20 protein-coding genes, 1 tRNA gene and 1 pseudogene are annotated in these 25,295 nt (G+C 71.7%); 13 read left to right on the forward strand and 9 right to left on the reverse strand.

The window, feature by feature from the left end; all coding sequences use genetic code 11:
- From Aph01nite_RS20765 to Aph01nite_RS20780, 4 genes and pseudogenes are all read right to left on the reverse strand, one after another.
- Positions 1-868: pseudogene (locus Aph01nite_RS20765) on the reverse strand (hypothetical protein); the annotation flags it as partial.
- Positions 869-1,127: 259 nt separating this feature from the next.
- A complete protein-coding gene (locus tag Aph01nite_RS20770; RefSeq protein WP_204042599.1) occupies positions 1,128-1,937 on the reverse strand; it encodes a helix-turn-helix transcriptional regulator in 810 nt (269 codons plus the stop codon).
- Positions 1,938-1,997: 60 nt separating this feature from the next.
- On the reverse strand, positions 1,998-3,362 hold the full coding sequence (locus Aph01nite_RS20775) for a sensor histidine kinase (protein WP_204042600.1): 1,365 nt from the start codon (positions 3,360-3,362) through the stop codon (positions 1,998-2,000).
- A gap of 16 nt (positions 3,363-3,378) precedes the next feature.
- Positions 3,379-4,233 carry a helix-turn-helix domain-containing protein gene (locus Aph01nite_RS20780; RefSeq protein WP_204042601.1) on the reverse strand — a complete coding sequence of 285 codons (855 nt, stop codon included), beginning with the start codon at positions 4,231-4,233 and terminating at the stop codon, positions 3,379-3,381.
- A 123-nt stretch (positions 4,234-4,356) separates the two neighbouring features.
- Here Aph01nite_RS20780 and Aph01nite_RS42205 point away from each other — a divergent pair, with 123 nt between their 5' ends.
- The 3 genes from Aph01nite_RS42205 to Aph01nite_RS20795 are packed head-to-tail and all read left to right on the forward strand — an operon-like array spanning position 4,357 to position 7,318.
- On the forward strand, positions 4,357-5,142 hold the full coding sequence (locus Aph01nite_RS42205; RefSeq protein WP_204042602.1) for a helix-turn-helix domain-containing protein: 786 nt from the start codon (positions 4,357-4,359) through the stop codon (positions 5,140-5,142).
- A gap of 20 nt (positions 5,143-5,162) precedes the next feature.
- Complete coding sequence (locus Aph01nite_RS20790) at positions 5,163-6,395, forward strand: sensor histidine kinase (protein ID WP_204042603.1); 1,233 nt, start codon at positions 5,163-5,165, stop codon at positions 6,393-6,395.
- Between the two features lie 14 nt (positions 6,396-6,409).
- The gene (locus Aph01nite_RS20795; protein ID WP_239161846.1) at positions 6,410-7,318 is read left to right on the forward strand and encodes a helix-turn-helix domain-containing protein; all 909 of its coding nucleotides are present in this window, start codon (positions 6,410-6,412) and stop codon (positions 7,316-7,318) included.
- A gap of 137 nt (positions 7,319-7,455) precedes the next feature.
- On the opposite strand, the gene Aph01nite_RS20800 is transcribed toward Aph01nite_RS20795, so the two are convergent.
- The gene (locus tag Aph01nite_RS20800; RefSeq protein ID WP_239161847.1) at positions 7,456-8,478 is read right to left on the reverse strand and encodes a polysaccharide deacetylase family protein; all 1,023 of its coding nucleotides are present in this window, start codon (positions 8,476-8,478) and stop codon (positions 7,456-7,458) included.
- Between the two features lie 657 nt (positions 8,479-9,135).
- Between Aph01nite_RS20800 and Aph01nite_RS20805 the strand changes: the two genes are divergently transcribed.
- The gene (locus tag Aph01nite_RS20805) at positions 9,136-10,005 is read left to right on the forward strand and encodes a tyrosine-type recombinase/integrase (RefSeq protein WP_204042604.1); all 870 of its coding nucleotides are present in this window, start codon (positions 9,136-9,138) and stop codon (positions 10,003-10,005) included.
- A gap of 180 nt (positions 10,006-10,185) precedes the next feature.
- Positions 10,186-10,258, forward strand: a tRNA-Met gene (locus Aph01nite_RS20810).
- A gap of 43 nt (positions 10,259-10,301) precedes the next feature.
- On the opposite strand, the gene Aph01nite_RS20815 is transcribed toward Aph01nite_RS20810, so the two are convergent.
- Positions 10,302-11,171, reverse strand: coding sequence for an SDR family oxidoreductase (locus Aph01nite_RS20815; RefSeq protein ID WP_204042605.1), 870 nt, complete (start codon positions 11,169-11,171; stop codon positions 10,302-10,304).
- 80 nt (positions 11,172-11,251) lie between these two features.
- Here Aph01nite_RS20815 and Aph01nite_RS20820 point away from each other — a divergent pair, with 80 nt between their 5' ends.
- Positions 11,252-11,764, forward strand: coding sequence for an Rrf2 family transcriptional regulator (locus Aph01nite_RS20820; protein ID WP_204042606.1), 513 nt, complete (start codon positions 11,252-11,254; stop codon positions 11,762-11,764).
- An 8-nt stretch (positions 11,765-11,772) separates the two neighbouring features.
- Positions 11,773-12,930, forward strand: a complete 1,158-nt coding sequence (locus tag Aph01nite_RS20825; protein WP_204042607.1) for a hypothetical protein — start codon at positions 11,773-11,775, stop codon at positions 12,928-12,930.
- Positions 12,931-12,936: 6 nt separating this feature from the next.
- Here Aph01nite_RS20825 and Aph01nite_RS20830 read toward each other — a convergent pair whose 3' ends face one another.
- Positions 12,937-13,380 (reverse strand): STAS domain-containing protein, encoded by a 444-nt coding sequence (locus tag Aph01nite_RS20830; protein ID WP_307836790.1) that lies wholly within the window; start codon positions 13,378-13,380, stop codon positions 12,937-12,939.
- A gap of 76 nt (positions 13,381-13,456) precedes the next feature.
- Between Aph01nite_RS20830 and Aph01nite_RS20835 the strand changes: the two genes are divergently transcribed.
- The 3 genes from Aph01nite_RS20835 to Aph01nite_RS20845 all read left to right on the forward strand — a co-directional run bounded on the left by Aph01nite_RS20835 (position 13,457) and on the right by Aph01nite_RS20845 (position 16,314).
- Positions 13,457-14,221 carry a putative hydro-lyase gene (locus tag Aph01nite_RS20835; RefSeq protein WP_204042666.1) on the forward strand — a complete coding sequence of 255 codons (765 nt, stop codon included), beginning with the start codon at positions 13,457-13,459 and terminating at the stop codon, positions 14,219-14,221.
- 128 nt (positions 14,222-14,349) lie between these two features.
- Positions 14,350-15,579 (forward strand): glycoside hydrolase family 16 protein, encoded by a 1,230-nt coding sequence (locus tag Aph01nite_RS20840; protein WP_204042609.1) that lies wholly within the window; start codon positions 14,350-14,352, stop codon positions 15,577-15,579.
- 123 nt (positions 15,580-15,702) lie between these two features.
- Complete coding sequence (locus Aph01nite_RS20845) at positions 15,703-16,314, forward strand: 4Fe-4S single cluster domain-containing protein (protein ID WP_204042610.1); 612 nt, start codon at positions 15,703-15,705, stop codon at positions 16,312-16,314.
- Here the strand turns inward: Aph01nite_RS20845 and Aph01nite_RS20850 are convergent.
- Both Aph01nite_RS20850 and Aph01nite_RS20855 read right to left on the reverse strand, forming a co-directional pair.
- Positions 16,286-17,800 carry a serine/threonine-protein kinase gene (locus Aph01nite_RS20850; protein WP_239161848.1) on the reverse strand — a complete coding sequence of 505 codons (1,515 nt, stop codon included), beginning with the start codon at positions 17,798-17,800 and terminating at the stop codon, positions 16,286-16,288. The two genes, Aph01nite_RS20845 and Aph01nite_RS20850, sit on opposite strands and share 29 nt — an antisense overlap.
- A gap of 82 nt (positions 17,801-17,882) precedes the next feature.
- Positions 17,883-18,371, reverse strand: coding sequence for a hypothetical protein (locus Aph01nite_RS20855; RefSeq protein WP_204042611.1), 489 nt, complete (start codon positions 18,369-18,371; stop codon positions 17,883-17,885).
- 198 nt (positions 18,372-18,569) lie between these two features.
- On the opposite strand from Aph01nite_RS20855, the gene Aph01nite_RS20860 reads away from it, so the two are divergent.
- Genes Aph01nite_RS20860 through Aph01nite_RS20870 form a run of 3 tightly spaced genes read left to right on the forward strand, consistent with a single transcriptional unit; the run spans position 18,570 to position 25,275 of the window.
- Positions 18,570-20,978, forward strand: a complete 2,409-nt coding sequence (locus Aph01nite_RS20860) for a hypothetical protein (RefSeq protein WP_204042612.1) — start codon at positions 18,570-18,572, stop codon at positions 20,976-20,978.
- Positions 20,975-24,160 carry an acetate and sugar kinases/Hsc70/actin family protein gene (locus tag Aph01nite_RS20865; RefSeq protein ID WP_204042613.1) on the forward strand — a complete coding sequence of 1,062 codons (3,186 nt, stop codon included), beginning with the start codon at positions 20,975-20,977 and terminating at the stop codon, positions 24,158-24,160. Before Aph01nite_RS20860 ends, Aph01nite_RS20865 begins: the two co-directional genes overlap by 4 nt.
- On the forward strand, positions 24,160-25,275 hold the full coding sequence (locus Aph01nite_RS20870) for a hypothetical protein (RefSeq protein WP_204042614.1): 1,116 nt from the start codon (positions 24,160-24,162) through the stop codon (positions 25,273-25,275). The genes Aph01nite_RS20865 and Aph01nite_RS20870 overlap by 1 nt, the downstream gene beginning before the upstream one ends.
- The last annotated feature ends 20 nt before the right edge of the window (positions 25,276-25,295 follow it).

The following is a 25,295-nucleotide window of genomic DNA, read 5'->3' on the forward strand; positions in this document are numbered from 1 at the left end:
CGGAGCCCGTGCCGAACTGCGCCTGGGCGAGCCGTCGGTAACCGTTCGTCTTGTACGGCAGGTCGATGATCTCCGCGTACTGCGGGAACTCCTCGGCCAGGCCGACGATGCGCTCGGTCAGCTCGGTCGGGTCCATGTAGTGGTCGACGAAGTCGGAGACGTAGTGCCGGCTGGGCGCCTTGCGCGGCGTGCCCAGCCACTTGCTCACGTCGGCCGTGATCGTGCCGCCCCGGCTGCTGGTGATCGTGACCTTGGTGGGGGCCTCGGTGATCTTCAGCGGCGCGTTGAACCGGTGGTACATGTACTGGCCCGCGTCGGTGAAGCGGGACATCGCCGCCGTGCCGCCGGAGCCGGGGGCGGTGCCGGGTCCGCTGTCCCAGGTGGCGGTGAGGACGGTCTGCGCGTCGGTGGCGCTCGACTTCACCTCGACCGACAGGAAACGCTGGGCGTCCACGCTGGTGAACCACTCGGCGCGCAGCACGGTGAGGGTGTCGACCTCGGCCTCCGCCGCGGCCGCCTCGGCGAGGGCCTGACGCCGCTCGGTCTGGTTGGCGGCGAAGTCGCTCTGGTCGGATATGACGCCGCGCAGGTCGTAGCCCTGGTCCCGGAGACTCTGGGCTTCCTGCGGGCTCAGGACGGCGTGCACCTCGATGCCGTCGTCACCGGCCTTCTTGTACTCGGCCAGGTCGACGCCCATCTCGTTCAACCGGTCCACGGCCGCCTGGTCGGGGACGACGATCCGGATCAGGGCGACGCCGTTCTGCGCGGTGGACGGCTGCCGATCGGGGGCTACCTCGCTGACCTGGGGGGAAGGGTCGGCCTGCACAGGAAGCGGGCTGAGCGTGATCGCCAGAGGTAAGGCGATCATCACCGCGAGACGACGGCCTCTTCTGCTGTCGGAAGCGCTCCTCATTCGAGATTCCTCCATCTGGCGTGCCGGGCCAGGTAGGGGGTTCAGCCTGACCGCGGAGCACACAAGTCGAAGGCAGTCTTCGCCTCCAGGACGATCTTCGTCAAGCCGTCATATGCGCCGATTCGGGATTTTTCCGTAACGGAATTATCTCTGCGCATCTTCCGGGATATAGCGCCCGGACCCTGGGGTGGGAGCCGGCCCGATCGCCCGAGCTTCACGGGGTCGTGTCGAGGCCGCTCAGCAGGATGAGCGATTGTTCCGAAGCGCTGCCGGGGTCGGCTTTCAGGAGGAGCAGCTGCTGCCCGGGGGCGCGGTTGACGTTGTAGACCGTGCCGGTCACGTCCAGGTCGCCCACCACGGCGTGGTGCAGGCGCCGGGGCGTGAAGCCCAGATCGCCGATGTCCGGACCGGCCCAGAGCCTGCGGAACTCCTCGCTCTTCAGCGACAGCTCGCCGACCAGCTCGGTGAGGTACGGGTGCTCCACGTCCAGGGAGGCCGCGGCGCGCAGCTGCGCCACCCGGGCCCGGGCCATGCGCTCCCAGTCGAGGTAGAAGGTCCTGGCCTCGGGGTCGAGGAAGGCCATGCGCAGCAGGTTGTCGCGGTAGACGAGGCCGTCGTAGAGGACGGATCCCGACTGGTTGATGGCGAGCACGTCCTGGAAGCGGCCGCAGACGAGGGCCGGGGTGGCCGGCCAGCTGCGGATCAGGGCGACGAGGCCGGGGCTGACCCGTTCGGTGGCCGCGCCGTGGCGGATCGGGCAGAGCTGGGCCAGGTCGTACAGATGGGTGGCGGCGTCGGGGCCGAGGGCGTAGAGCCGTACCAGCGCGTCGAGGATCCGGCCGGAGGGGTGCCGTTCGAGGCCCTCTTCCAGGCGGATGTAGTAGTCGGTGCTGATGCCGGCCAGGATGGCCACTTCGTCGCGGCGGAGCCCGGGCGTCTGGCGTCCCAGGAGCCCCACCTGACAGGGGAAGGCGGCCTCGCGTCGCTCACGAAGGAAGTCTCCTAGCAGTCGGTCACTGTCCACTTGATCACCATATGTCGGGAATATGAGGTTTGGGGGGCCGGGGAACAGCCACCCGGGGAGTCAGCGGGTCCGGGCTTCCGGACCGGCGTCGCGGGCGGGCAGGCGCAGGACGAAACGCGCGCCCCGCTCGCTGTCCTCGATGGTCAGGGCGCCCTGGTGGGCTTCGGCGATCTCCCTGGCGATCGCCAGGCCGAGCCCGGTCCCGCCCGCGTCCCGGTTGCGCGAGGCGTCCAGGCGGGTGAACCGGTCGAAGACCATCTCCCGGTGCTCGGCGGCGATGCCGGCGCCGTCGTCGGCGACCTCCATGACCGCCGACGAACCGTCGGCCCGGACGCTGACGGTGATCCGCGAGCTGGCGTGGCGTTCGGCGTTGTCGAGCAGGTTGGCCAGCAGCCGGGTGATCCGCAGCCGGTCGCAGTCGACGCAGACGCTCTCCCGGAGATCCTTGACGATCTCCTTCTGGTGCGTACGGCGGTCCAGTTCGGCGCTGACCAGCAGCCGCAGATCGGTCGGGTCGTGGTGCAGCGGCGCGCCCGCGTCCAGCTGGGCCAGGGTCAGCAGGTCGGCCGCGGTCGCCTGGAGCAGCTCCACGCCGGCGAGCACGGCCTCGGTCATCTTGAGCCAGTCGGTGTCCCACGGGTAGCGGAGAGCCTCCTCCAGCTGGGCGCGCATGCCGGTGATGGGAGTGCGCAGGTCGTGGGAGGCGTCCGCGGTGAAGCGGCGCAGCCGGGTGTAGGCGCTCTCCAGCCGGTCCAGGGTGTCGTTCACGGTCTCCGCCAGGCGCCTGATCTCCTCGTACCGCATCGGGACCGGGACCCGGCGTCCGAGGTCGGTGGCGGTGATCTCGCGCAGCTCGGCCCGGATGGCGTTCACCGGGGCCATGGCCTTGGTGAGGTCGCGAAAGGACCACGCGGTCATCATCGTGGTGGCCAGCACGGACACGCCGATCGCCAGCAGGAGCGCCGAGGTGGAGCCGTACCAGGGAGGGATCGGGACCGCGATGTAGAGCAGCCAGACCCCCGGCGGCTGGAAGACCTTGTACGCCACGACGGTCATGCAGCCCTTCAGCCCCGCCGGCGGGCACAACGTCCGCATGGCGCGCACGTGGCCGCTGGGCGCCATGAAGGAGCCGATGGCCGGCCGGCCGGCGAGCTCCGGGGTCGACGCGATCACCCGCCGCTGGGCGTTCACCACCTGGATGGCCTCGACCTTCCCCCGGGTCAGGATGGCCGGCAGCGGGCCCTCCCGGATCAGGGGGACCACCCGGTCCCAGGCGTCCGTGACGCGGGCCTGCGCGCCCTCCGCCGCGTGGTTGCCGGTGTACAGCAGGAAGAGCACGCTGACGGCGAGGCACACCGCCGCCGCGACGACCGCGGTGGCCGTTGTCCTGCGCGCCCGGAACGAGGGCGGGCACCAGCTGAGCATGCCGGACATCCGAAGGTCAGGGACCGGGGCTCGGGTCGTCTTCGCGGACCTCCGTACGGAGCGCGGCGAGCGCGGACACGGACGGGCTGCCGGGCACCGGCTGGAGGGTGACCAGCTGCTGCCCGGGGGCCCCGGACACGGAGAACATGTCGCAGTTGATCGTCAGCTCCCCGAGGTAGGCGTGGCGGAAGCGTTTGGTGTGGCTGCGCTCGGCCCCGACGTCGTGCCGGGCCCACACCCGGCGGAAGTCGTCGCTCAGGTCGGACATCTCCTCCACCAGCGTGGCCAGGCCGGGATCGTCGAGGTCCCCGGCGAAGGTGGCGCGCAGGTGGGCGACCCGGCTGCGCGCCTGTACCTCCCAGTCGCGGTAGAACTCCCGTGCGGCCGGATGGAGGAAGAGCACGCGCAGCATGTTGTCGCCCGGTTCCAGCTCCGTGGGCAGCCCCCGTCCGTAGAAGGCGGCGGCCAGCGGGTTGATGGCGAGCACCTCCATGGTCCGGTTCATCACGAAGGCGGGCGTCCAGTCCCAGCTCCGCATCAGCCGGAGCAGGGACGGGCTGACCTGCGGCCGGGCGGCGGGCGGGAGGGGCGGGAGGTCGGAGTGGGCCAGCGCGTACAGGTAGGCCGTGGCGTCGGGGCCGAGGCCGAACACCTCCGCCAGCGCGCCGATCACCTGGTCGGAGGGGTGGCGTTCCCGTCCCTGTTCCAGCCGGATGTAATAGTCGGTGCTGACTCCCGCCAGCATCGCGACCTCCTCCCGGCGCAGGCCGGGCGTGCGGCGCAGTCCGACGTCGAGCAGTTCGACCTGGGCGGGAGAGGTGACTTCGCGCCGGGCGCGAAGGAACTCGCCGAGCATTCTGTCACTGGCCATACTTGATACAGTATGCCCGTTTTATCCAATTTGCCTGGGTGTGTCACTGTCAGGCAAGTTCGGGGCACTGCGTGGGAGTCCCGTGGTCACCCTCGCCGGGACGTACCGGCCTATGGTGCCGACATGGACAGCAGCAGGCTTCTCGGTGACTTCCTCCGTACTCGGCGCGAGGCTCTGACCAGCGTCGACACGGCGGAGATCGCGATGCTGGCCGGGATCAGCGCCGACTTCTACGCGCGGCTGGAGGAGGGGACACAGGTTCCCTCCCCGCGGGTTCTGGACACCCTGGCGCGGGTGCTGGAGCTGAACTCCCGTGCGGCGGAGCGCCTGTGGGAGGTCGCGCGCCCGCTGCTGCGTGTCCCGGCGGAGCCGGCCGGACCGGAACCGGCCGACCCCCGGCTGCGACGCCTGATCGACGGCTGGTACGGCGTGCCCGTCCTGCTCTGCGACCCCGTGATGAACGTGCGGGCGAGCAACGATCTGGGCGCCGCCCTCCTGGACGGGCTGCGGCACGCCGACAACCTGTTCAAGCTGGCCTTCCTGGATCCGGCGGCGGCGGACTTCTTCGTCGAGTGGGCCCACATCGCCTGCGCCGCGGCCGACCTCCTGCACGACATCCAGGCCCAATCCCAATCCCGATCCCATCACCCCGCCCTGACCACGCTGATCGGCGAACTCTCCGAACAGAGCCGGGACTTCCGGCGCATGTGGGCCGGGCACGACCTGTCATCCGACGCTCGCCGGGTCAAGCGACTGCGCCACCCGGAGGTCGGGAAGCTCACCCTCTTCTGCGACGTGCTCGACGTGCAGCGCCTTCCCGGGCATCGCGTCCTCGTCCTGCAGGCCGAACCCGGCAGCCCGTCCGAGCGCGCCCTCGCGCTCCTGGGCAGCCTCACCGCCTCCATCTGAATGATCTTCCGGAGAGTACCGTGACCATCATCCACAGTCCCCGCTCCATCCGCGGGCGCTGCACCGCGGCCATCTCGCTGCTGGCCCTCATCGTCCTGTCCGTCCTGGGCACGACCGTCTGCCTCCCCGTCCGGTACGCCCTGGGCGCCGACCCCTACACCCAGTCCGACCATGTGGCCGGCCTCCTCCGCGGTCACAACCTGGAATACCTGATAGCCGCCCTGATCCTGGTCCTGACCGCCGGCACCGGCCTGTTCACCTGGTGGGCCATCGGCGCCGCGCTCCGCCCCATCCAGTCCATCCGCGCCCACATGGACAAGATCAACGCCAACGACCTCGGCCGCCGGATGCCGGTGCCGCCCGGGGACGACGAGATCGCCGAGCTGGCCCGCACCGCCAACCACACCCTGGCCCGCCTCCACGAGACCGTCGCCCGGCAGCGCCGCTTCGCCGCCACGGCCTCGCACGAGCTGCGAAATCCGATCGCCGGGTTGCGCGCGGAACTGGAGGACGCCCTCGAACATCCCGAGGACACCGACCCGCAACGCGCCCTGCGTACGGCCCTGAACACCACCGACCGTCTCGACACCATCGTCACCGACCTGCTCGCCCAGGCCCGCATGAATCCCGCGGGGCCGGACTCGCACGCGCTGATCGACCTCACCGAGCTGCTCACCCAGGAGACGGCCCGGATGAACCGCACCCATACCCACAGCCCTCGGCCCACCAGCACGGGAGTCGAACCGCTCGCCCGCGCCAACGGGCCGAACGGCGACTTCCGGGGGGTGCCGGTCCGGCTGCACACCCAGGGCGACGTGTGGATCTGCGGGTCGCGCATCCAGCTCATCCGGGCGGTGACCAACCTGGTCAGCAACGCCCGCCGGCACGCCGGGAGCGCGGTCGACCTCACCCTCGGCACCGAGCACGGCCAGGCCGTCATCGAGGTCACCGACGACGGGCCCGGCATCCCGATCGCCGACCGCCAGCGCGTCTTCGAGCGTTTCACCCGGCTGGACGACGCCCGCCGGCTGGACAGCGGCGGCAGCGGGCTCGGCCTGCCCATCACCCGCGACATCGCGCACCACCACCACGGCACCCTCACGCTGGAGGACTCGCTGGTGGGCGCCCGCTTCGTCCTGCGCATCCCACAGCTCGACCCACCGGCCGCCCCGCGGTACGAGCCGGCCCTCCCGATCGCCGATCCCCCGCAGTCGAAAGTGAAATATCCTGCCAAACTAGCCGAACAAATGTGACATATGGTGACGAAATGGACATCGACAACAGCAACTTGCTCGGTGAGTTCCTGCGAGCCAGGCGTGAGACGACCAGTCCAGCACAGGCGGGCTTCCTGCACGCCCCCTCCCGCCGCACACCGGGGCTGCGGCGTGAGGAGGTGGCCATGCTGGCCGGCGTCAGCACCTCCTACTACATCCGGCTGGAGCAGGGCCGCGAGCGCAACCCGTCCGCCCAGGTGCTGAGCGCCCTGGCCCGCGTGCTGGGCCTGGACCCCGACGCCACCGGCTACCTCTACTCGCTGGCCCACCCCTGGGCCCGCCCGCCGGCGGAGTCGCCCGTGGAGCAGGTCAGCCCGAGCCTGCTGCGGCTGGTCAACCTCTGCCACGACGCGCCCGCGATGGTGCTCGGCCGCCGCCTGGACGTGCTCGCCATCAACCCCATGATCGAGGCCGTGTACGAGGGCATGACGAACCTCGACAACTGCCTGCGCATGATCTACCTCAGCCCGGCGGCGTTCGACTTCTATCCCGACTGGGAGAAGGCCGCCCGCTCCAAGACGGCCCAGCTGCGGACCGCGGTGGCGACCGACCCCGACGATCCGTACCTGCACGGGCTGCTGGAGGAGCTGACCGCGCACAGCGAGGAGTTCCGGCGGATCTGGGCCCTGCACGAGGTGCAGATCCGCGCCGACGAGGTCAAGGAGCTGCGCCACCCGAGGGTCGGCGACCTCAGGCTCTCCTGGGAGGTGCTCTCGGTGAGCGGCACCGGCCAGAAGTTCGTCGCGCTGGTGCCCGATCCGGGCAGCGACTCCGAGCGGGCGCTGCGGAGACTGGCGGAGACGATCTCCCAGGAGGCCGCCCCCGAACCCGCCCCCGAACCCGCTCAGGAGTCCGCTCAGGAGCCCGCTCGGCCGGCCCGGGATCTGTCGATGCGCTCCTGACCCACCGCCGCCTCGCGGGTGTTGTGACACACGCGAGGCCCTCGCGGATCGGGGCATCTGCGAGGGCTCGCGCGGCCGGTCCCCAGGGGTTCCGGGGCCTTAGGGGTTCCGGGGTCTTCAGGGGTTCCTGGGCGGGGTCATCCGACCCGGCAGGAGACCGATGGCCAGGTCCAGTTGCCGTTGTGCTGGATGGTCACGCCCCAGTTGTTGCCGCTGCCGTTGGGCCTGGCGACCAGCTGCTGCTGGCTGGGGAAGGTGGCGCTGACGTTCCAGGTGGACAAGACCCTGGCGGGGGACGGGATGTTCATGGTCACGGTCCAGTTGCCGGCGCCGGTGACGGAGATGTTGAGGTTGTAGCGGTCGCTCCACTGCTGGCCCGCGGAGCGCGTCGCGGTGCAGCTGCCGCCACCGCCGGGCGGCGGGGAGGACGGCGGGTTGCTCGGGTTGCCGCCGCCGCTGGGGGCCACGGCCCTGCCGGTGCTGGAGGAGATCATGCCGGCGCACAGGTTGCGGCCGGCCAGGTTCGCGGCGATCTGCGGGATCGCGTTGACCGTGGTGGCGTACCCGTCGTGCATCAGGATGATCTGGCCGTTCTGCAGCCGGCCGGCGGCCTGGACGATCGCGGCCGTGCTCGCGCCGTTCCAGTCCTGGGAGTCCACGTCCCAGATGATCTCCCTCAGGCCGAGCTGCTGCTCGACCGACCGGAGGGTGGCGTTGCTCTCCCCGTACGGGGGCCGGAACAGCGTCGGGGCGGTGCCCGTGGCCTGCTGGATCGCCTGCTGGGTCCGCTGGAGCTCCGACTGGATCTGGGCGCTGCTCATGGTGATCAGGTGGGGGTGGGTGTAGCTGTGGTTGCCGATCCACATGCCGGCGTCCCGCTGGGCCCGGACCAGAGCCTGGTTGCTCGCGGCGTTCTGGCCGGTGTTGAACATGGTGGCCCGCAGGCCGTTCTGCCGTAACGCGTTGAGCAGGGTGCTGGTGGTGCCGCCGGGTCCGTCGTCGTAGGTGAGCCCGACGTAGCCGGCGCTGCAGTCGGCGGCCTGGGCCGCGGGCAGCGAGGTCACGGCGAACGTCGTGCCGAGCACGGTGGCGAGGCCCATCAGGAGTGAGGTCCGGATGCGGGAGCGGCGTACCCGGGCGGTGGGCGCGTTCTCGATCATGCTTGTTCCTCCAGCGATGAGGCTGAACGGGGTGGTGGTGCGGCGTGACGATCACGGAATCGCCACGCCGCACGATTTCCCCGCCGGGCGCCGCGCAGGTCGCCCGGCAGGAGACTGGAGACTGATCCCCCGCAGAAACAATTTCGGAGATCAGGGGTGTCATCAGAGCATGATTCACTGCGGTGTACGCCTCACCACGTGCGGAAACGCCGCCGTTGTGGGGCCGAGCGGGAAGGTGCTCAGCGCTCATTCTGAGGACACGTTACGAAAGATGTCAAGAATACTTCGAAACGTTTCCTTCACATGAACCGTTTAATGCGACATCTACCTGCGGAAATAAACCCCGAATGGAACGAAACGTTTCCACGTTCATCAAGTACGGCTGTTACGGGGGCGTGACGCGCCGATGGCCCATCCGGCGCGTCGCGGGCCGTCCGAGCTGCGACCCCATAGTCTGAAACTTTCAGTCGCGCGCGCCGATCGGGGATCGCATCCAACTCACTACAAGATCATTATACGTCGCCTTTGACTAGCGTCACAGATTCGTCGTAGCGTCGGTCGTGCTCGCGGGAGGCCATGCCGGGCGGACCGTCCGGCATGTCAGGCGTAGTCGCTCACCGGAGAGCGGCGAACACAGACCTGGGAGGGCACGCGCCGATGACCGTCACGGTGGTGCCGCTCCGCGGTCGTATGACCACGCCGGCCGAGGCCGCCGCCCGGCTGGACGCGTATCTGGACCGGTGCGCGCTGGCCGCCAACACCGTCACCGCGTACCGCCGGCAGGTGCGGGCCTATCTGGCCTGGCTGGGCGAGCACCTCGCGCGGCACTCCGACGCCTTCGTCGACCGGGTCGGCGCGGAGGCCGCCGCGGCCGCCTGGCAGCGCACCCTGCTCGCCGACGCCGCCCCGGCCACCGTCAACCAGGCGCTGGCCGCGGTCGCCCTGCTGTACGAGGTGGGGGCCAGCATGCGGATCAAGGTCAAGAACGCCCGCAACCCGCGGCCCGCGCCCGAGGCGCTCACATCCGGGCAGGAGGCCGCCCTGCGCCGGGCCGCCGATGAGCGAGGGCCCCGCGACTCCGCCATCATCGCCGTGCTGCTCGGCACCGGCGCGCGCGTCGAGGAGGCCGCGCTGCTGCGGGTGCCCGACGTCACGGCCGGCACCTGCCTTCTGCGCGGCAAGGACGGGCTGGTCCGCGCCATGCCGCTGCCCGTCGCGGCCCGCGACCGGATGTCGGCCTGGCTGGTGGCCCGCGCCGACCTGCTGGCCGCCCAGCCCCGACTGGCCGACGCCGCCGCGGCCGGCGACGACGGGCTCTGGATCGGCACCCGCGGCGTGCTCACCGCCACCGGCCTCACCGACGTCGTCCGGTCGTGCGGGACCGCCGCCGGACTCGCCGGCCTGCGGCCGTACACGCTGAGGCACACGTTCGCCACCCGGCTCCGCGAGCAGGGCGCCGACCCCGCCGACATCAAGGAGCTGCTCGGCAACAAGTCCCTCGGCAGCGCGGTCCGCTACTTCCGGTGAGAAATGCGTTGCCCGGCCCGGTCGCGTCCCGGCATCCTTGACGTGCGCCGACCGGCCTGAGGAGGGGAAATGCGTACACACCGTCGTGGGATGCGCATGCCCCGGAGGGCTCACGAGTAGGCCGGCGCGATGCCGGCACGTGAGCCGCCTGGTCGATCCGGGCGGCTTCGTCGTTTCCGGAGCGGGTGAGGGCGCTGGTGTGCTCGGCGGTTTCATACGCCGCATGGGGCGGGTTCGATTCCCGCACCCGCTACTGACAAGCCCGGGGCCGGGGTGGGCCCCGGGCTTGCCGCCGGTCAGGCGCCCAGGGCCTCCCGGTTGGCGGTCAGCAACTCGCGCAGGGACTTGGGGTCACGGCCGGTGAGGTCGCGTACGGCGGTGGAGACGGCGGCGGCCCAGCCACCGCGGGCGGAGGCGCCGAACGAGGCGAACAGCTGGGCGCCCTCGGCGGGGATGCCCGCGCCGACCAGGCCCTGGATGAAGGAGTCGTCGTCGACGAGGACGGCCTCGACCGGGCGGCCGGTGATCTCGGCCGTGAGCGCGGCCAGGGCCACGGCGTCGATCGCGTCGGGGCCGGTGACGTCGTACGCGGTGTTCTCGTGGCCCTCGGAGGTCAGGACCGCCGCGGCGGCGGCCGCGCAGTCCTCGCGGGAGACGTAGGCGGTGGCGCCCTCGCCGCTGTTGGCGTACAGGTGGCCGCTCGCCGCCGCCTGCGCCGCGGTGCCGATCTGGTATTCGGCGTAGATGTTGTTGCGGAGGAACGTCCAGGTCAGGCCGCTGTCGAGGATGGCGGCCTCGGTGGCGCGGTGGTCGGGGGCGACGGCGGCCGGGTTGCCCGGCTCGGGGCTCGGCAGCGAGGTGTAGAGCACGTGCTTGACCCCTGCGGCGCGGGCCGCCTGGACGGCCTTGGTGTGCAGTTCGACGCGCTGCGGGCCGGTGATGTCGATCGAGATCAGCAGCACGCGGTCGACGCCGGTCAGCGCGGCCTCCAGACCGGCCGGGTCGTTGAAGTCCCCGTGCCGGACGTCGGCTCCGCGCCGCGCGAAGTCCTCCAGCGCGGCCGGGTCGCGGGTGATCAGAACGGGCTTCTCCCCCTTGTCGAGCAGGAGTTCGGCGACCTGGCGGCCGAGGTGACCGGACGCTCCGGTGACGGCGACGGTGGGCATGGGGGTCCTCCGGGGATAGTTCGTAATCAGAACGGTGACAGTTAATCATAACCAGATCGATTACAGTTAGACTTGTGGATGTGAGCAGCCCCACGAACACCCGCTTCGCCGTCGCGTACCACGCGCTGGGCCTGCTCGCGTCGATACCCGGCGAGCCCCTGAGCTCCGAGCAGATGGCCGCCAGCGTCGGCTCCAGCTCCGTCTACCTGCGGCGCGTCCTCGGCCTGCTCCGCCGCGCCGGTTTCGTCCAGTCCCGCCCCGGCCTGTACGGCGGCTGGCTCCTCGCCCGCCCTCCCGCCGAGATCAGACTCGGCGACGTCTGGCGCGCCGTCCAGGGCGACGAACCGGTGCTCGGCATCCACGGCCCCCCATCCGGCTGCCCCGTCGGCGACTCCGTCAGCACCCGCCTGGCGCAGGTCGAACAGCGCGTCGCCCGCGCCATCGAAGCCTCCCTCGACGAACTCACCGTCGCCGACACCACCCCCGACGGCGCCCCCTTCACCCCCGACATCCTCACCATCCCCGACCCACCCCGCCCCGGCACCGCAAAGTGGTCCCCCACCGACGAACAGGTCGCCCCCAGCGGATCATGACGGGCAGAATGCCCGCTATGCATGCCGCCGACATCGACTGGTCGCGCCTCTTCCACGCGTACGGCCCGGCCTCCGACACCCCCGCCCACCTCCGCGCGCTCACCGGCCCCGACGACGACGCGCGAACCGGGGCCCTCGACCACCTCTGGAGCGCGGTGATCCACCAGGGCACGCCCTGGACGGTCACCCCGCCGGCGGCCCTGGTCGTGGCGGAACTGCTGACCGACCCGGAGACGATGCGGCCCGCCAACGATGTGCTCCGCGCCATCCTGCTCGACTTCCTGGGAGAGGTGGCCGAGGCCGCGCTACCGGACACCCCGGAAGACGAGATCAGGGCGGTCGCCTACCCGGCGAGCGGCGAGGACGAGATCGGCCCGGCCCTCGATGCGATCCTGGCCGAGAACGAGGTTGACTGGGACGGTGACGCGGTTCAGGCGATCATGGCCCGGGTCGTGCTCGACCTCCGCGCGATCGCCCCGACCCTGCTCGACCACGTGACCGCCTGCCTCGACGACCCCGACCTCCGCGTCCGGGTGGACGCCACCGGCGCGGCCGGAACTCTCGCCCTGATCCCCGGCGTGGGCGCCGACGGTCTCGCCGCCCGCCTCGAAGGCACCGCCGCCCGGTCCGGGGACCACCACGAGCGTTGCGCCGCCATGCTGACCCTGGGCGCGCTCGGCGTCGCGCCCCGGGCCTTCCTCGCCGACCCCCACCCGGCCGTACGCGCCTGCGCGGCGCTCGCCCCGGCGCTGGCCGCGGACCCCGCCGCGACCCGGGAGATCCTGGCCGCGCTGCGCGACCCGGCCGAGGCGGACTCCTGGCTCACCATCCCGCTCCGCCTGGTCCCCGGCCGTCTTCGGTTCGCCCTGGTCGCCGCGGCCGTCGAGCGGGCGGAGTCGTTCGAGGAGCTGCTTCCCGCCGCGCTGGCGATCGCCGGGATGACCAGCCACTGGACCGTGGACGTCGACTGGGGTCCGCTGCTGACGGCGGCCTTCCCCGCTCCCGTCGGCGAACCGCCCGTCCTCACGCCCGCGCAGCGCGCGTACCTGGGGGCGCTGGTGGCCAACGACGAGATCTGGAACCCGAAGATGGTGAACCCGATCTCGTGGTTCCGGGCGGCCGGGCTGCCGTACGAGCGCGAGGCCTGCCGGAGGCTGATCTCCTGAGGTCGGTCAGTGGTGGGCGGAGATCAGGGCGCTGTCCAGGGAGGGGTAGGTGGTCATGCCGCCCATGCGGCCGGTGACGCCCATGAGGTAGAAGGCGCGTTGGAGGCGGGGGGAGAGGCCGCAGACCACGACGCGTTCGCCCATGCCGAGCCGGCGGTACGCGTCGAGGATCACGCGGACGCCGCTACTGTCCATGAATCGGAGTTCGCTGAGGTCGAACAGCAGGCGTTCCGGCTGCTGTTCCATGGCCTCTTCGACATGTGTTCTGAATTCGGCTTCGACCGCGATGTCGAGCTCTCCCCAAACCCTCATCACGGTAAAAGGAGGGCGATATTCGGTGGACACGCGGAAGTATTCCATCGGGCTCACCTCCGGGCTCACCTGCCAGTTTACGTGCAGAGACGTCCCGGTAGCGAGCGGCGGGGTCAGGCGACCTGGTCGCCGGAGCATGATCGTCAGGGGTCGCGCGCGATGAACCGGGGTTGTCGCGGGTATTCGGAAAGGCGTGACGCGAGCGGAGGTGGCGATGACGCCGGAGGAGGCGCGGGCCCGGTTCCGGGGTGGGGTGCGGGTGCCGACCGCCGGGTTGTGCGCGGGGTGGACGCAGGCGAATCTGCTGGCGGTGCCGCGCGTGTACGCGTACGACCTGCTGCTGTTCGCGCAGCGTAATCCGCGGGCGTGCCCGGTGCTGGATGTGGGCGACGAGGGCGCGGTGGGGACGGCGATCTTCCGGGGGGATCTGCGGACGGATCTGCCGGCGTACGTGGTGTACGAGGACGGGGTGCCGGTGGCCGAGCTGTCGGACGTGACCGCGTTCTGGCGGGGCGATCTGGTGCCGTTCCTGTTCGGGTGCAGTTTCACGTTCGAGGACGCGCTGGTGCGGGCCGGGGTTCCGGTGCGCCATCTGGAGGCCGGGTCGAACGTGCCGATGTACCGGACCAGCGTCCCGTGCAGGCCGGCGGGCGCGCTGTCGGGGCCGCTCGTGGTGTCGATGCGGCCGATCCCGGCGTCGCTGGTGGCCATGGCCGTACGGGTGACGTCGCGGTACCCGGCCGTGCACGGCGCGCCCATCCACGTGGGAGAGCCGGAGGAACTGGGCATCCGCGACCTGAAGGCACCCGACTTCGGTGACCCCGTGGAGATCCGCCCGGGCGAGGTGCCGGTCTTCTGGGCGTGTGGCGTGACCACCCAGGCGGCGGTCATGTCCAGCGGCGTACGGTTCGCCATCGGGCACGCGCCCGGGCACATGGCGATCACCGACAGCCTCGACAGCGACTACCTGGTTCCCTGATCTCCACGCCGGGAGAAGTGCGGCAACACACAGAATAAAAAGGAAACCTTCCTATTGACAATGCTCGTGACCGCAGTGTTACATCTGCTTAATTTAAGCAGTGAAGCTAGCCGGTACCGGAGGCATTCATGCGCAGATCCCGGCTCCTCCTCACAGCCGCCGCCATGCTCGTCACCCTGACCAGCGGCCTGGTCGCCATCACCAGCGACGAGCCCGCCGCGGCCGCCATCGGCCCGGTCACCTGGTCGGACGAGTTCAACGGCGCCGCCGGAACCGCCGTCGACGGCTCCAAGTGGCGGTTCGACACCGGCGGTGGCGGCTGGGGCAACAACGAGCTGCAGTACTACACCAGCACCACCCGGAACGTGTCCCACGACGGGCAGGGCCACCTCGCCATCACGGCCCGCAGGGAGAACCCGTCCAACTTCCAGTGCCACTACGGGACGTGCCAGTACACCTCCGGCCGCATCCTGACCGCCGACCGGTTCACCCAGGCGTACGGCCGGTTCGAGGCCAGCATCAAGATCCCCCGAGGGCAGGGCATCTGGCCGGCGTTCTGGATGCTCGGCGGCGGCAACTGGCCCAACACCGGCGAGATCGACATCATGGAGAACGTCGGCAGCGTGCCGAACACCGTCCACGGCACCGTGCACGGCCCCGGCTACTCGGGCGGCAGCGGCATCGGCGGCAGCCGTACGATCGGCGCGCCGCTGGCGGACGCCTTCCACAGCTACCGGATCGACTGGTCGCCCAACCTCATCGTCTGGTATCTGGACGGCTCGGAGTACTTCCGGCTCACCCCGTCCGGCGTACGAGGCAATCAGTGGGTGTTCGACCACCCGTTCTTCATGATCCTTAACGTGGCGGTGGGCGGCAACTGGCCGGGTCCCCCGAACGCGAGCACCACGTTCCCGCAGACGATGCTGATCGACTATGTCCGCGTCTCGGCCTGGACCAACGACGGGCCGGGCGGCGGCGGGAACGCGCTCCGCTCGAACCTGAACGGCCGCTGCATCGACATCCCCGGCGCCAACCCCGTGGACGCCGCCCGGCTCCAGATGTGGGACTGCAACGGCACCGCCGCCCAGCAGTGGTCGATCAACAGCGACGGCACCGTCCGCGCGATGGGCAAGTGCATGGACGCCGCCGCGGCCGGCACGGCCAACGGCACGCCGATCCAGCTCTACACGTGCAACGGCACCGGCGCCCAGCGGTTCACCCTGTCCCCCGCCGGCGACCTGGTCAACACGGCCGCCAACCGGTGCGTGGACATCGTCGAGCGCAACACCGCGAACGGGGCACGGCTCCAGCTCTGGGACTGCTCCGGCGGCTCCAACCAGAAGTGGACCCGCGCCTGAGCGTCTGAGGACAGGCGCGTCCGGTCATCCGGACGCGCCTGTTCGCATTGGTGTAGGTTGCGAGCGAAAGGCCTAATAGCAAAATTCCATTTAATGAGCATTTTTTATGGAATAGAGCGATAAGTGATCAATGTGGCGGAGACGTGCGTCGGGACGCGGGCGCTGGGGCCCGGCCTGCGGTCCGTCGTCTGGGTCCAGGGATGCCCGTTCGACTGCCACGGCTGCGTGGCCCCGGAGTGGATCCCCGACCGCCCGGCCCTGCTGATGTCCCCCGCCGACCTCGCGGAGCGGCTGCTCGCCGACCCTGACGTGACCGGTCTCACCTTCTCCGGCGGGGAGCCCATGAGCCAGGCGGGCCCGCTGGCGGAGGTCGCCAGGATCGCCCGGCGTACCAGGGAGCTGACCCTGATCACGTTCACCGGCCACCGGCTGGAGCGGCTCCGCGCCGACCCGCCGGACGGCGCCGCCGACCTGCTCGCCGAGACCGACGTGCTGATCGACGGCCGGTACGTGGCCGCGCGCAACGACGGCAAGGGCCTGCGGGGCAGCTCCAACCAGCGGATCCACCACCTGACCGAGCGGCTCCGGCCGTACGGGGAGGAACTGCTGGCCGGACCCCGGCACAACGAGCTGCGGATCAGGGACGGGTCCGTGCTGATGGTGGGCGTGCCCGCCGACGGCATGCTGGACGCCGTCCGTACGGCGCTCAGTGGGCGGACAGGACCGCCGAGTTGACGATCTTGGCCGCGCGGTCGGCCGTGATATAGCCGGCTCTCGGGCCCGAGTAGTACAGCGACACCGTCACGTTGACCGTTTTGAACATCACCGTCGTCTGGTTGTAGCCGTCCGCCCGGCGGGTCCAGCTGTAGGTGGCGTCGCCGACGGCCCGCGCCGCGCGCAGGCGGGTGCCGGGATAGCGCTTGGGCTCGTCCATCATGGTGGCCCGGGTCATGTCGTACGCGGTCTGGGTGATCTCCAGGGTCGCGAACTGGGTCTTCTGCACGTTGATGAAAGCCGCGCCGGGCCCGGTCCACATGCACGCGTCGTGCGTCTGGAACTGGCGTTTGACCGGGCCGCCCAGCAGCGCCCGGGCCTGGGCGGGCGTCAGCAGGTCACACGCCTCCGGGTTGCCGGCCAGCAGCAGGCGCGCCGTGGCGGTCGGGTTCCCCGGCGAGACGCGGGTGCCGGGCGCGCTCGCCGTGCTGCTCGCCTGCGGCGTGGCCGTCACCGAGGGGAACAGGTCTCCACGCCAGAGCGCCACCGCGACGACGGCGAGCAGCACGACGGCCAGCACGCCGCCGATGATCACCGGCACCGTGGAGCCGCGCCGGGGAGGGGCCGCCTGGGCGGGGATGGTCGGGCCGCTGACCCCGTTGGGGTTGGTCGGCACCCCGCCGTTCACGATGGCCTGGAGCTGGGCGGCGGCGTAGCCGGGCGGGCAGCGCCGGGCCGGGTCCTTCTCCAGCATGGCGGCCAGCACGGGCGCGAGCGGGCCCGCCAGGCGCATGGGGTGCGGCGGCTGCATCAGCACGGCGGCCATGATCGCCGCGTTGTTCTCGCGGTGGAACGCCGTGCCGCCCTCGACGGCCGTGTACAGGGTGGCCCCGAGCGACCACAGGTCGGCCAGCGGGCCGTCCGGCTCGCCGCGCAGCCGTTCCGGGGCCATGTATCCGGGCGAGCCGCTCAGCATGCCGGTCTGGGTGAGGGCCACGTCGTCGGCGACCGTCGCGATGCCGAAGTCGGTGAGCAGCACCCGGCCCTGGTCGGTGATGAGCACGTTGCCGGGTTTGACGTCGCGGTGCAGGATGCCCGTGGCGTGCGCGGCGTTGAGCGCGTGCAGCACGGTCAGGCCGATCTCGGCCACCCGCTGCGGCGGCAGCGGCCCGCTGGTGCGCACGATCTTGTCCAGGGACTGGCCGCGGACCAGCTCCATGACGATCCACGGCCGACCGCCGTCCAGGACGACGTCGTGCACGGTCACGATGGACGGGTGCGAGCGCAATCGGGCGGCGGCCCTGGCCTCGCGCAGGGTCCGTTCGCGCATCTCGGCCAGCTGGGCCTCGCTGAGTCCCGGCGGGAGCAGGACCTCCTTGATCGCCACTTCCTGGCGCAGGAGTTCGTCGCTCGCGTGCCAGACGGTGCCCATGCCGCCCTGCCCGATCGGGGCGATGAGCCGGTACCGCTCGGCCAGCAGGGTCACCGGGCGTTCGGCCTGCGCCACGACTTTCTCCTCCAGATCCGGTTATGAGCGGGTAAACCGTACTTCAAAAGACGGTGTCCGCTCAGCCGGAAACGGCGAAGTATTAGCGTCTGGCCTTTTTGCGGCGTTTTACCAGTACGCGGGCGACCGCCAGGCCCGCCGCCGCAGCGAAGACGTAGCGGGTGCGGTGCCGCTTCTGTTTCCGGGTCTCAGGCTCCGGGTTCGGGTTCGGGTTCGGGACGGTGTCCTCGGCCACGGGGTCAGGAGATGAGTGGGAGGAGTGTCCGGGGCGTACGACGTCGTTGACCGGGGGTGCGGCGTCGGCGCGCCGGGCGTTCTCCGCCGTGTCGTCGGCCAGGTGGGGCCGGGGTTCCGGCTCGATCGGCGGCCAGACCAGCATGGCGTCGGACGGATCGGCGGTGGACGGCCGCGCCGCCTCCGGGCGGGTGGTCGCGGCGGGGCGGACCTGGGGGACGTTGAGCGAGAGGGAGACGCTGTCGGGCAGTTCCTGCCCCATCTCCGCCCGCCGCGCGCCCACTTTGCCGGCGGTGAGCGGCTCGGCCGGCGCTTTCTCGGGGTCGATCTCGGTCATCGACTCGCCCTCCCCTCGGCGATCTCCGCCTTTGTGCGGATTTATCCATCTGTGCACGTACCCGCGGTCCCCGAACGAAACCTCCGGCGAAATGGCGGCCTTCGGGCGGAACCCCTCATTTGAGGAAGTTCCCGCAGGTCTCTCGCAGATACAACGAAACCACGTCGGTTCGCCATAACGCCAGGCAGGGGGTTTCGGATGAGCGTTGACCACTTGAGACGCGACATCCAGGACGCGGAGCAGTTCTCGGCGAGCGTGCTGCGCCTGCTGGACGGCGCGCCCGTGCCGGAGGAGCTGGGCCGGAGCCTGAGCCGGGTCAGGGAGCAGGCCGACCAGGTGCTGACGGCGGCGCGGCAGCCGTACGTGCTGGGGGTGCTCGGGGAGTACAGCGCGGGCAAGACCATGCTGATCGCGTCGCTGCTGGGCCTGCTGGACGACCTGTCCATCGGGGACCGGCCGACCACCGGCAACGTCACCGCGTTCTGGCTGCGGCAGGGCCGGGACGGCAAGACCCGGATCTCCGAGTCCCGGGTCTCCTACATCTCCGCCAACACCCTGGCCGAGTACCAGCGGGCGCTCGGCGAGCAGCTCCGCGCGGCGGCCGGTGCGAGCGGCGGCGGCGCGTGGCTGACCGACGGGTTCCGCCGGGCGGTCGCCGAGGCGTCCGCGCCCGGCGGCAACGGCCGCATGCTCCGCGACTGGTACGACAACAGCAAGGGCTGCCCGCACGACGTCGGCCGCCTGGCCACCCAGCTGGTGGCGATCACCGGGGCGGCGCACCGCTACCCCGCCCTGCTCGGCACCCGCGGCCGCGTCCCGCTCGACGAGATCGGCCCGCTGCTGGTGATCACCGGCGAGCGCACCGAGTCCACCCGCGCCTCCATGGAGCCCGACCCGTTCTGGCTGGTACGGCACGTCGAACTGACCGTCGAGATCCCCGCCGAGGTGCTCGACCTGGACCGCCTGGTCGGCGCGTCGCCGTGGACCACCGGGAACACCACCGGGGACGCCACCGGGGACACCACCATGGCCGACCGGCTGGTCGTCTACGACTTTCCCGGCTTCCTCAACCACGTCTCCGGCGAGCGCGACCTGCTGCTCACCAGGACGATGCTGAAGGACATGGACACGGTCGTCGCCCTGCTGAAGGCGGCGAACGCGGACGGCCCCGCCTCCGACCAGCTGGCCCGGCTGCTGCACGACGTGCCGGCCGGCGAGCGGCGCGGCCGGGTGCTGGTGGGCGTCGGCAACGTCAGCGACATCCCCGAGATCACCCGCCTCAGGTCGGCCGACGCGCAGCGGGCGGAGCACGAGGACGAGGTGCTGCGGCAGCTGCCCTCCCTCAAGGAGCTCCTCGACACGGCCGCCAAGCTCAGCCCGGACGAGCCGCCCTTCCTCTACTCGGGGCCGGTGGCGCTCGACCGGCTGGGCTTGGCGTACGGGCGGCTGGACGGCCGGCTGCGCGACGCGCTGGAGGTGGCCGCGGCGGCCGGCACGGTCGCGGCCCGGCTGCCCCTGGTGAGCAGGCTGCGGCCGATGCTGAGCGCGCTCGCCCTGGACGGCGGCCGCGAGTCGGTCCTGCGCCGCCTGGAGGAACGCCTCGCCGAGTACGGCCTGACCCGCCGCCACCAGCGCGTCCAGGCCGAACGCCGGAGCCTCGACGCCGAGCTCGACCGGTTCGCCGCCGCCCTCGGCGAGAGCGCCCAGCAGGCGCGGGCCTCGGGCAACGCCGCCGTCAACCACCTGCTGAGCAGCTTCGAGGGCACCCTCACCTGGCTGAACGCGCAGTCCTCCCAGCTGCTCGCGGCGGCGCTCGCGGCCAGGACCGGCGCGGGCGGCCAGTCCGTCATCGCCGCGATCGAGCAGGACGTCACCAGCCGGGTCTTCGCCTGGCCGGAGTGGTGGCAGATCCTGTCCAGCACCGCGGGCGCCGAGGTGCAGAGCGGCCCGGAGACCACCGAGAGCTTCGCGCCCCGGTTCGAGGAGACCTGCGCGGCGGCGACCGCCACGGCCCGCGGCCGGACGCTGCTGCTGTGGGAGTCCGCGCTGATCCAGAGCGCGGAGCAGAGCATCACCCCGGAGGCCCGCGGGCTGGCCGGGAGCCTGGAGCTGGACGAGAAGGACCGGCGGCGGATCCGGCTGCTGACCGAGCCGTCGGAGTGGCGCGGCATGCTCACCAGCAAGGCCGCCGAGCTGGAGCCGCCGGAGGACCTGGGCACGGTGGCGGACGCGTTCCCGATGCGCCGCCCGCACCGGTTCGCGTGGGCCATCCCGGAGAGCCGGCGGACCCATCTCGACGACGTGGAGCTGCGGCATCAGCTGCATCCCGCCCGGATCATCCGGATGCGGGAGGAGGTCGTCAAGGCGGCGATCATGGTCGTCCAGCGGCAGCTGGACGCGCTGCGGCCGCAGGCGGTGGCGTACGCGCAGCAGTACCTGGCCCGGCTGGCGGGGCTGCTCGGCCCGTTACGGGCGAGCGTCAACGCCGCGCCGGCGCCGGAGCAGGGCGCCCCGCTGCTGGACGAGCTGACGCGGCTGCGCGCCCGGCCGGAGGAGGACCGGGCCGAGAAGAACCCGTGGGAAGACCTTGAGGAGCTGGGGGCATGACCGTGGAGATCGCGTTCCTGAACGCGGAGGGTGTGCCGATCACCGAGTGGCGGGTACGCGCCGACGCGGAGTCGCAGACGATGCCGGTGCCGGTCGTGCGGTTCCAGGGCCGGGGCGACGTCGTCCTGCGGCGGGTGCGGATCACGGCCGGGGCCGGGGCGCCCGCGCGGGCGGCGGCGTTCGCGGAGCGTTGGACGCCGTCCCTGCCCGCCGAGGGCATGCTGCTGGCCGAGGGGAGCTGGTGGCGGCTGGCGTCGGCCGCGCCGGTCAGCCGCTCGGAGGTGCCGCCGGGGAGGACGGTGTTCGAGTGGACGGTGTCGTACCAGGCCGCGGAGGGCGGCGGCGAGCGGGAGGCGAGCAGCCGGATCACCGTGGACGGCGGGGAGGAGCCCCGGGACCGGCACGACGGCTGGATCGCCCTGGACTTCGGCACCTCGACCACGTCCATCACCATGTTCGACCCCAAGAACCGGTACAACCTGCACGGCCTGCTCCCCAGCCAGACCGCCGTCATCCGCGAGGGCCTCGGCGAGGTGCTGGACAACCAGGACCCGGACGCGGTGCTGTTCGGCATGCGCGGCGCGGAGTGGCGGCGGGCCATGGAGAGCGTCGGCATCGCCCTGTCCCCCACCTACTCCCCCGGCTCCGACCCGCTGGCCACCGTGCGCGCCACCCTCGACACCGACCTCTACCGGCTGCTCATCGCCCTCGAACGGCACGCGGTGGACGCCTGGCAGCCGGGCCTCGCCACCGGCCTGCGCGCCCTGTACGGCGCCGCCTTCGCGATCCCCCCGATCGAGGAACACCGCATGGTGCGCATCCCGCTGCACGCCGAGGACGAGTTCACCATCTCCAGCGAGATCGAGATGGTCACCCTGGACCGGCCGCCCTCGGTACGCATGGCGAAGGAGGGGTACCGGCTGGACCGGGACGCGCCGGAGCTGCCCGCCCAGGTCCGCTACCAGCCGGGCCTGAAGCAGTTCATCGGCGCCGGCCGCCCGCTGCCGGGGCTGCCGGATGACGCGCGGGCGCGGGTGACCACGGACGACGCGGTGGCGGCGGCCTGGCAGCGGCTGCTCCAGGACCGGGTGGCCGGCCACTGCCAGGCCCATCCCGACCTCTACTCGACCAAGCCGATCACGCACGCGGTGATCACCTATCCGACGGCCGCGCCGCCGAAGACCCGCCTGGACTGCGAGGCCATCGCCCGCAAGATCGGGCTCCAGCAGGTCGTCACCGCCTACGACGAGGCCACCGCGGCGGCCATGTTCTACCTGATGCGCGACTTCGCGGGCGATCTGCCGGTCGGCATCGAGGCGTTCCGGGCGCGCTGCCGCCGGGACGGGGGCAGCCCCGTCTGGCACCGCAACATCCTGGTCGTGGACATCGGCGGCGGCACCACGGACATCGCGCTGATCGGCCTCACCCTGCGCGACGAGACCGAGTTCCGGCCCGGCAAGGGGCACGACGTGCAGGGCCGGTTCTACACGCTCAGGCCGACCGTCCGGGCCAAGGCGGGGCGGGCCCAGCTGGGCGGGGACGCCATCACCCGGGAGATCTTCCTGCGGCTCAAGGCGCAGCTGGCCGACGCGCTGCTGACCCGCAGCCCCGACCTGATCCAGGGCGAGTACCTGCCGTACCTGTCGGAGGGGGTGTACACGGCGGGCTCGCTGCTCGCGCCGCATCCGGACCCGGAGCGGGAGAGCGTGCGGATGGACCTGATCGACGAGGTCATCCCCACCCGCTGGAAGCGGCGTCCCGGCGACGACCGGGTGCTGCTGCGGTTCCGGCTGCTCTGGGACGTGGCGGACCGGGCCAAGCTGGCGCAGTCGGCCGAGGAGGGCGACTACCCGGTCCGGCGGGTCGAGGAGCTGCTGCAGCTGGACGGCAAGGCCGCCGACGCCGTCTCGGAGATCGGCGAGGTGGTGCTCCGGCGGGCCGACCTGGCCGAGGCGATCAAGAGGGTGGCCACCAGCGCCTTCGACATCGGCGTCAACGTGGTCAAGAAAGCGCTGAGCAGGAACGACGACGGCACCAGGGAACCCCTCGACTCGGTCATCATCTCGGGCGGCACCTCGGCGCTCCCGCAGATCAGGCGGGCGCTGCTGCGCTCGTTCACGGAGGCCGGCGACGACCTGCGGTGGAACCCGCTGAACGTGGTCTACGACGCGAAGTTCGCCAAGACCGCGACGTCCATCGGCGCCTGCTGGGCCGAGCACGTGCGCGCCAAGGGGTACCCGTCGGCGGGCAGCGCCATGCTGAGCGTCGGCGGCGGGCTGACCGAGCTGCACATCGACGTGAACAACCTGTTCCACTCGCTGGCCAACACCTTCGTGCTGGACGCGCTGAGCGAGCAGGACCGGCCGCTGTTCCTGATGGGCGCCGAGTTCGACCGCATCCAGACGGGCGCGGAGATCGACGGCCGGCTGCGCTCGGAGTGGCTGGACCCGCAGGAAGCGATCATGATCTACCGGCAGCCGTTCTCGCCGGAGGAGACGCAGAAGCCGATGTGGGCCAGCCTCAACCTGGACCACCTGCAGAAGCGGCAGGGCGACACCGGCCTCAGCCTCACCCGCTGGCGGCAGCAGGTGAAGGTCTGCTTCGAGATCGACGAGCGCACCTTCTTCACCGCCCACTTCTGCGCCGGCCGCGGCCCGATCCACCTGGTCGACTTCGCCGGCGCCGGAGCCACGCCCGACCTGGTCGAGCCGGGCGAGGACGGGGTGCCGGTGGTGCGCCACGACATCGTGGTCAACCCGCAGACGTCGGGCGGCATGGCCGCGGCCGGACAGGTGATCTTCGAGAAGGGCGCCCGCCTGACCGACCTCGTCCGCGGCGACGGCGGTCAGCCCCGCCCGGCGCTGATCAGCCGCCCCCTGCCGAAGGACGTCCCGGCCGACGGGGTGTGGTCGTTCTACTACCGGCGTCCGGGCGGGCCCGCCGACATCACGCAGATCGGGAAGGACCTGCCCGCGCCCGACGCCGGCCGGCTGGGGCCCGACCACGTGGCGGTCCTGGACGAGCGCGGGCGGCTGACCGTGCTGCGCGCGTACGTGCCGTACGAGCGGGCGGCGACGATGGCCGAGGTGGTGGAGCGGCCGGGCGCGGTGCTGAGCGTGCCGATGGTGCCCGGGGACTCCGACGTGGACGACCGCCTCAACCCGTTCAACGGAATGCACTGATGGCCGCCTTCGACGACCGGCTCAGGCTCCTCCTGGCCGGTCCCGGCCAGAGCTCCGCCCTGCTCGTGCGCTCCTTCCTGTACGGCCTCCGCGCCGGCCTGGCCGAACTCCCCCCGGACGACCAGGGCGTCGAGGAGGCCGCCGCCCTGGTCACGGCGATCGGCGACCTCCTCGACGGGCACCCGCCGATCACCCCGGCGCTTGCCGCGCCCGCCCCGGCGCCGGTCGTCCCAGTCGCGGACGTCCAGCCGCCCGACGCCCTGCTCAACGCCTTGGCGGAGTTGCGCGACGCCGTGCTGCGGGACACCGGCGAACCGGCGGCGGCCGGTCCCCACGACGACGCGGCCCAGGTGTGGACCACGCTGCACCTGGCCACCCTGCGCCTGCCCCGAGCGGACGCCGAGACGGTCCGCGACCAGGCCGCCGAGATCGCCGGGCGGAACGGCGCGGTCCTCACCACGCCCGCCCCCGAGGACACCGTCGCGGGGCTCACGAGCGAACGCCTGGTCCCCGGGCTGCGGATCGCCGACCAGGTGGTCGCGCCCGGCCTGTCCGTCTCCCCTGCCGGCCGTCCGCATCCCCTGCTCAGGCCGGCCGGGTCAGACGTGGCCACCGCGCCGCTGCACGCGCTGGCCGGGCAGGTGCTCACGCTGGCCGAGCGGGATCCCTGGCTGCGGCACTGCCTCCAGGTGCTGGAGTTCCTCGGCCTGTGCGAGCTGGCCAAGCCGGCCGAGCGCCGCAAGTTCGGCGATCACCTGGTCCGGCGGCAGCACGCGGCGGCGGGGGCGGAGCCGTACACGGCGGAGTGGCTGGACGCGCTCGTACGGCTGCACGAGGCGGTCTGCTCGGCGGTGCACCTGCCGCCCGCGCCCGACGACTCCTGGTGGGGCGAACGGCGTACGGCCTGCCACCAGGCCCTGGCGGCGGCGGCCCGCGCCACCCCGGACGGGTCGGTCAAGTTCCCCCCGGCCCGCTACAAGGGCGTCGGCGACCTGACCAGGCAGGACATCGCCATCCAGCTGCCGCAGCGCTCGGGCCAGGTACTCGCCTGCGTGAAGGCGTGGTCCCGGATCGGCGGCGCGGAGAGCCAGGGACGGGTGATCTACGCGGGCTGACCAGGATCCGCGAAATGAAA

This window comes from Acrocarpospora phusangensis (assembly GCF_016862995.1).
Taxonomy (GTDB): Bacteria; Actinomycetota; Actinomycetes; order Streptosporangiales; family Streptosporangiaceae; genus Acrocarpospora; species Acrocarpospora phusangensis.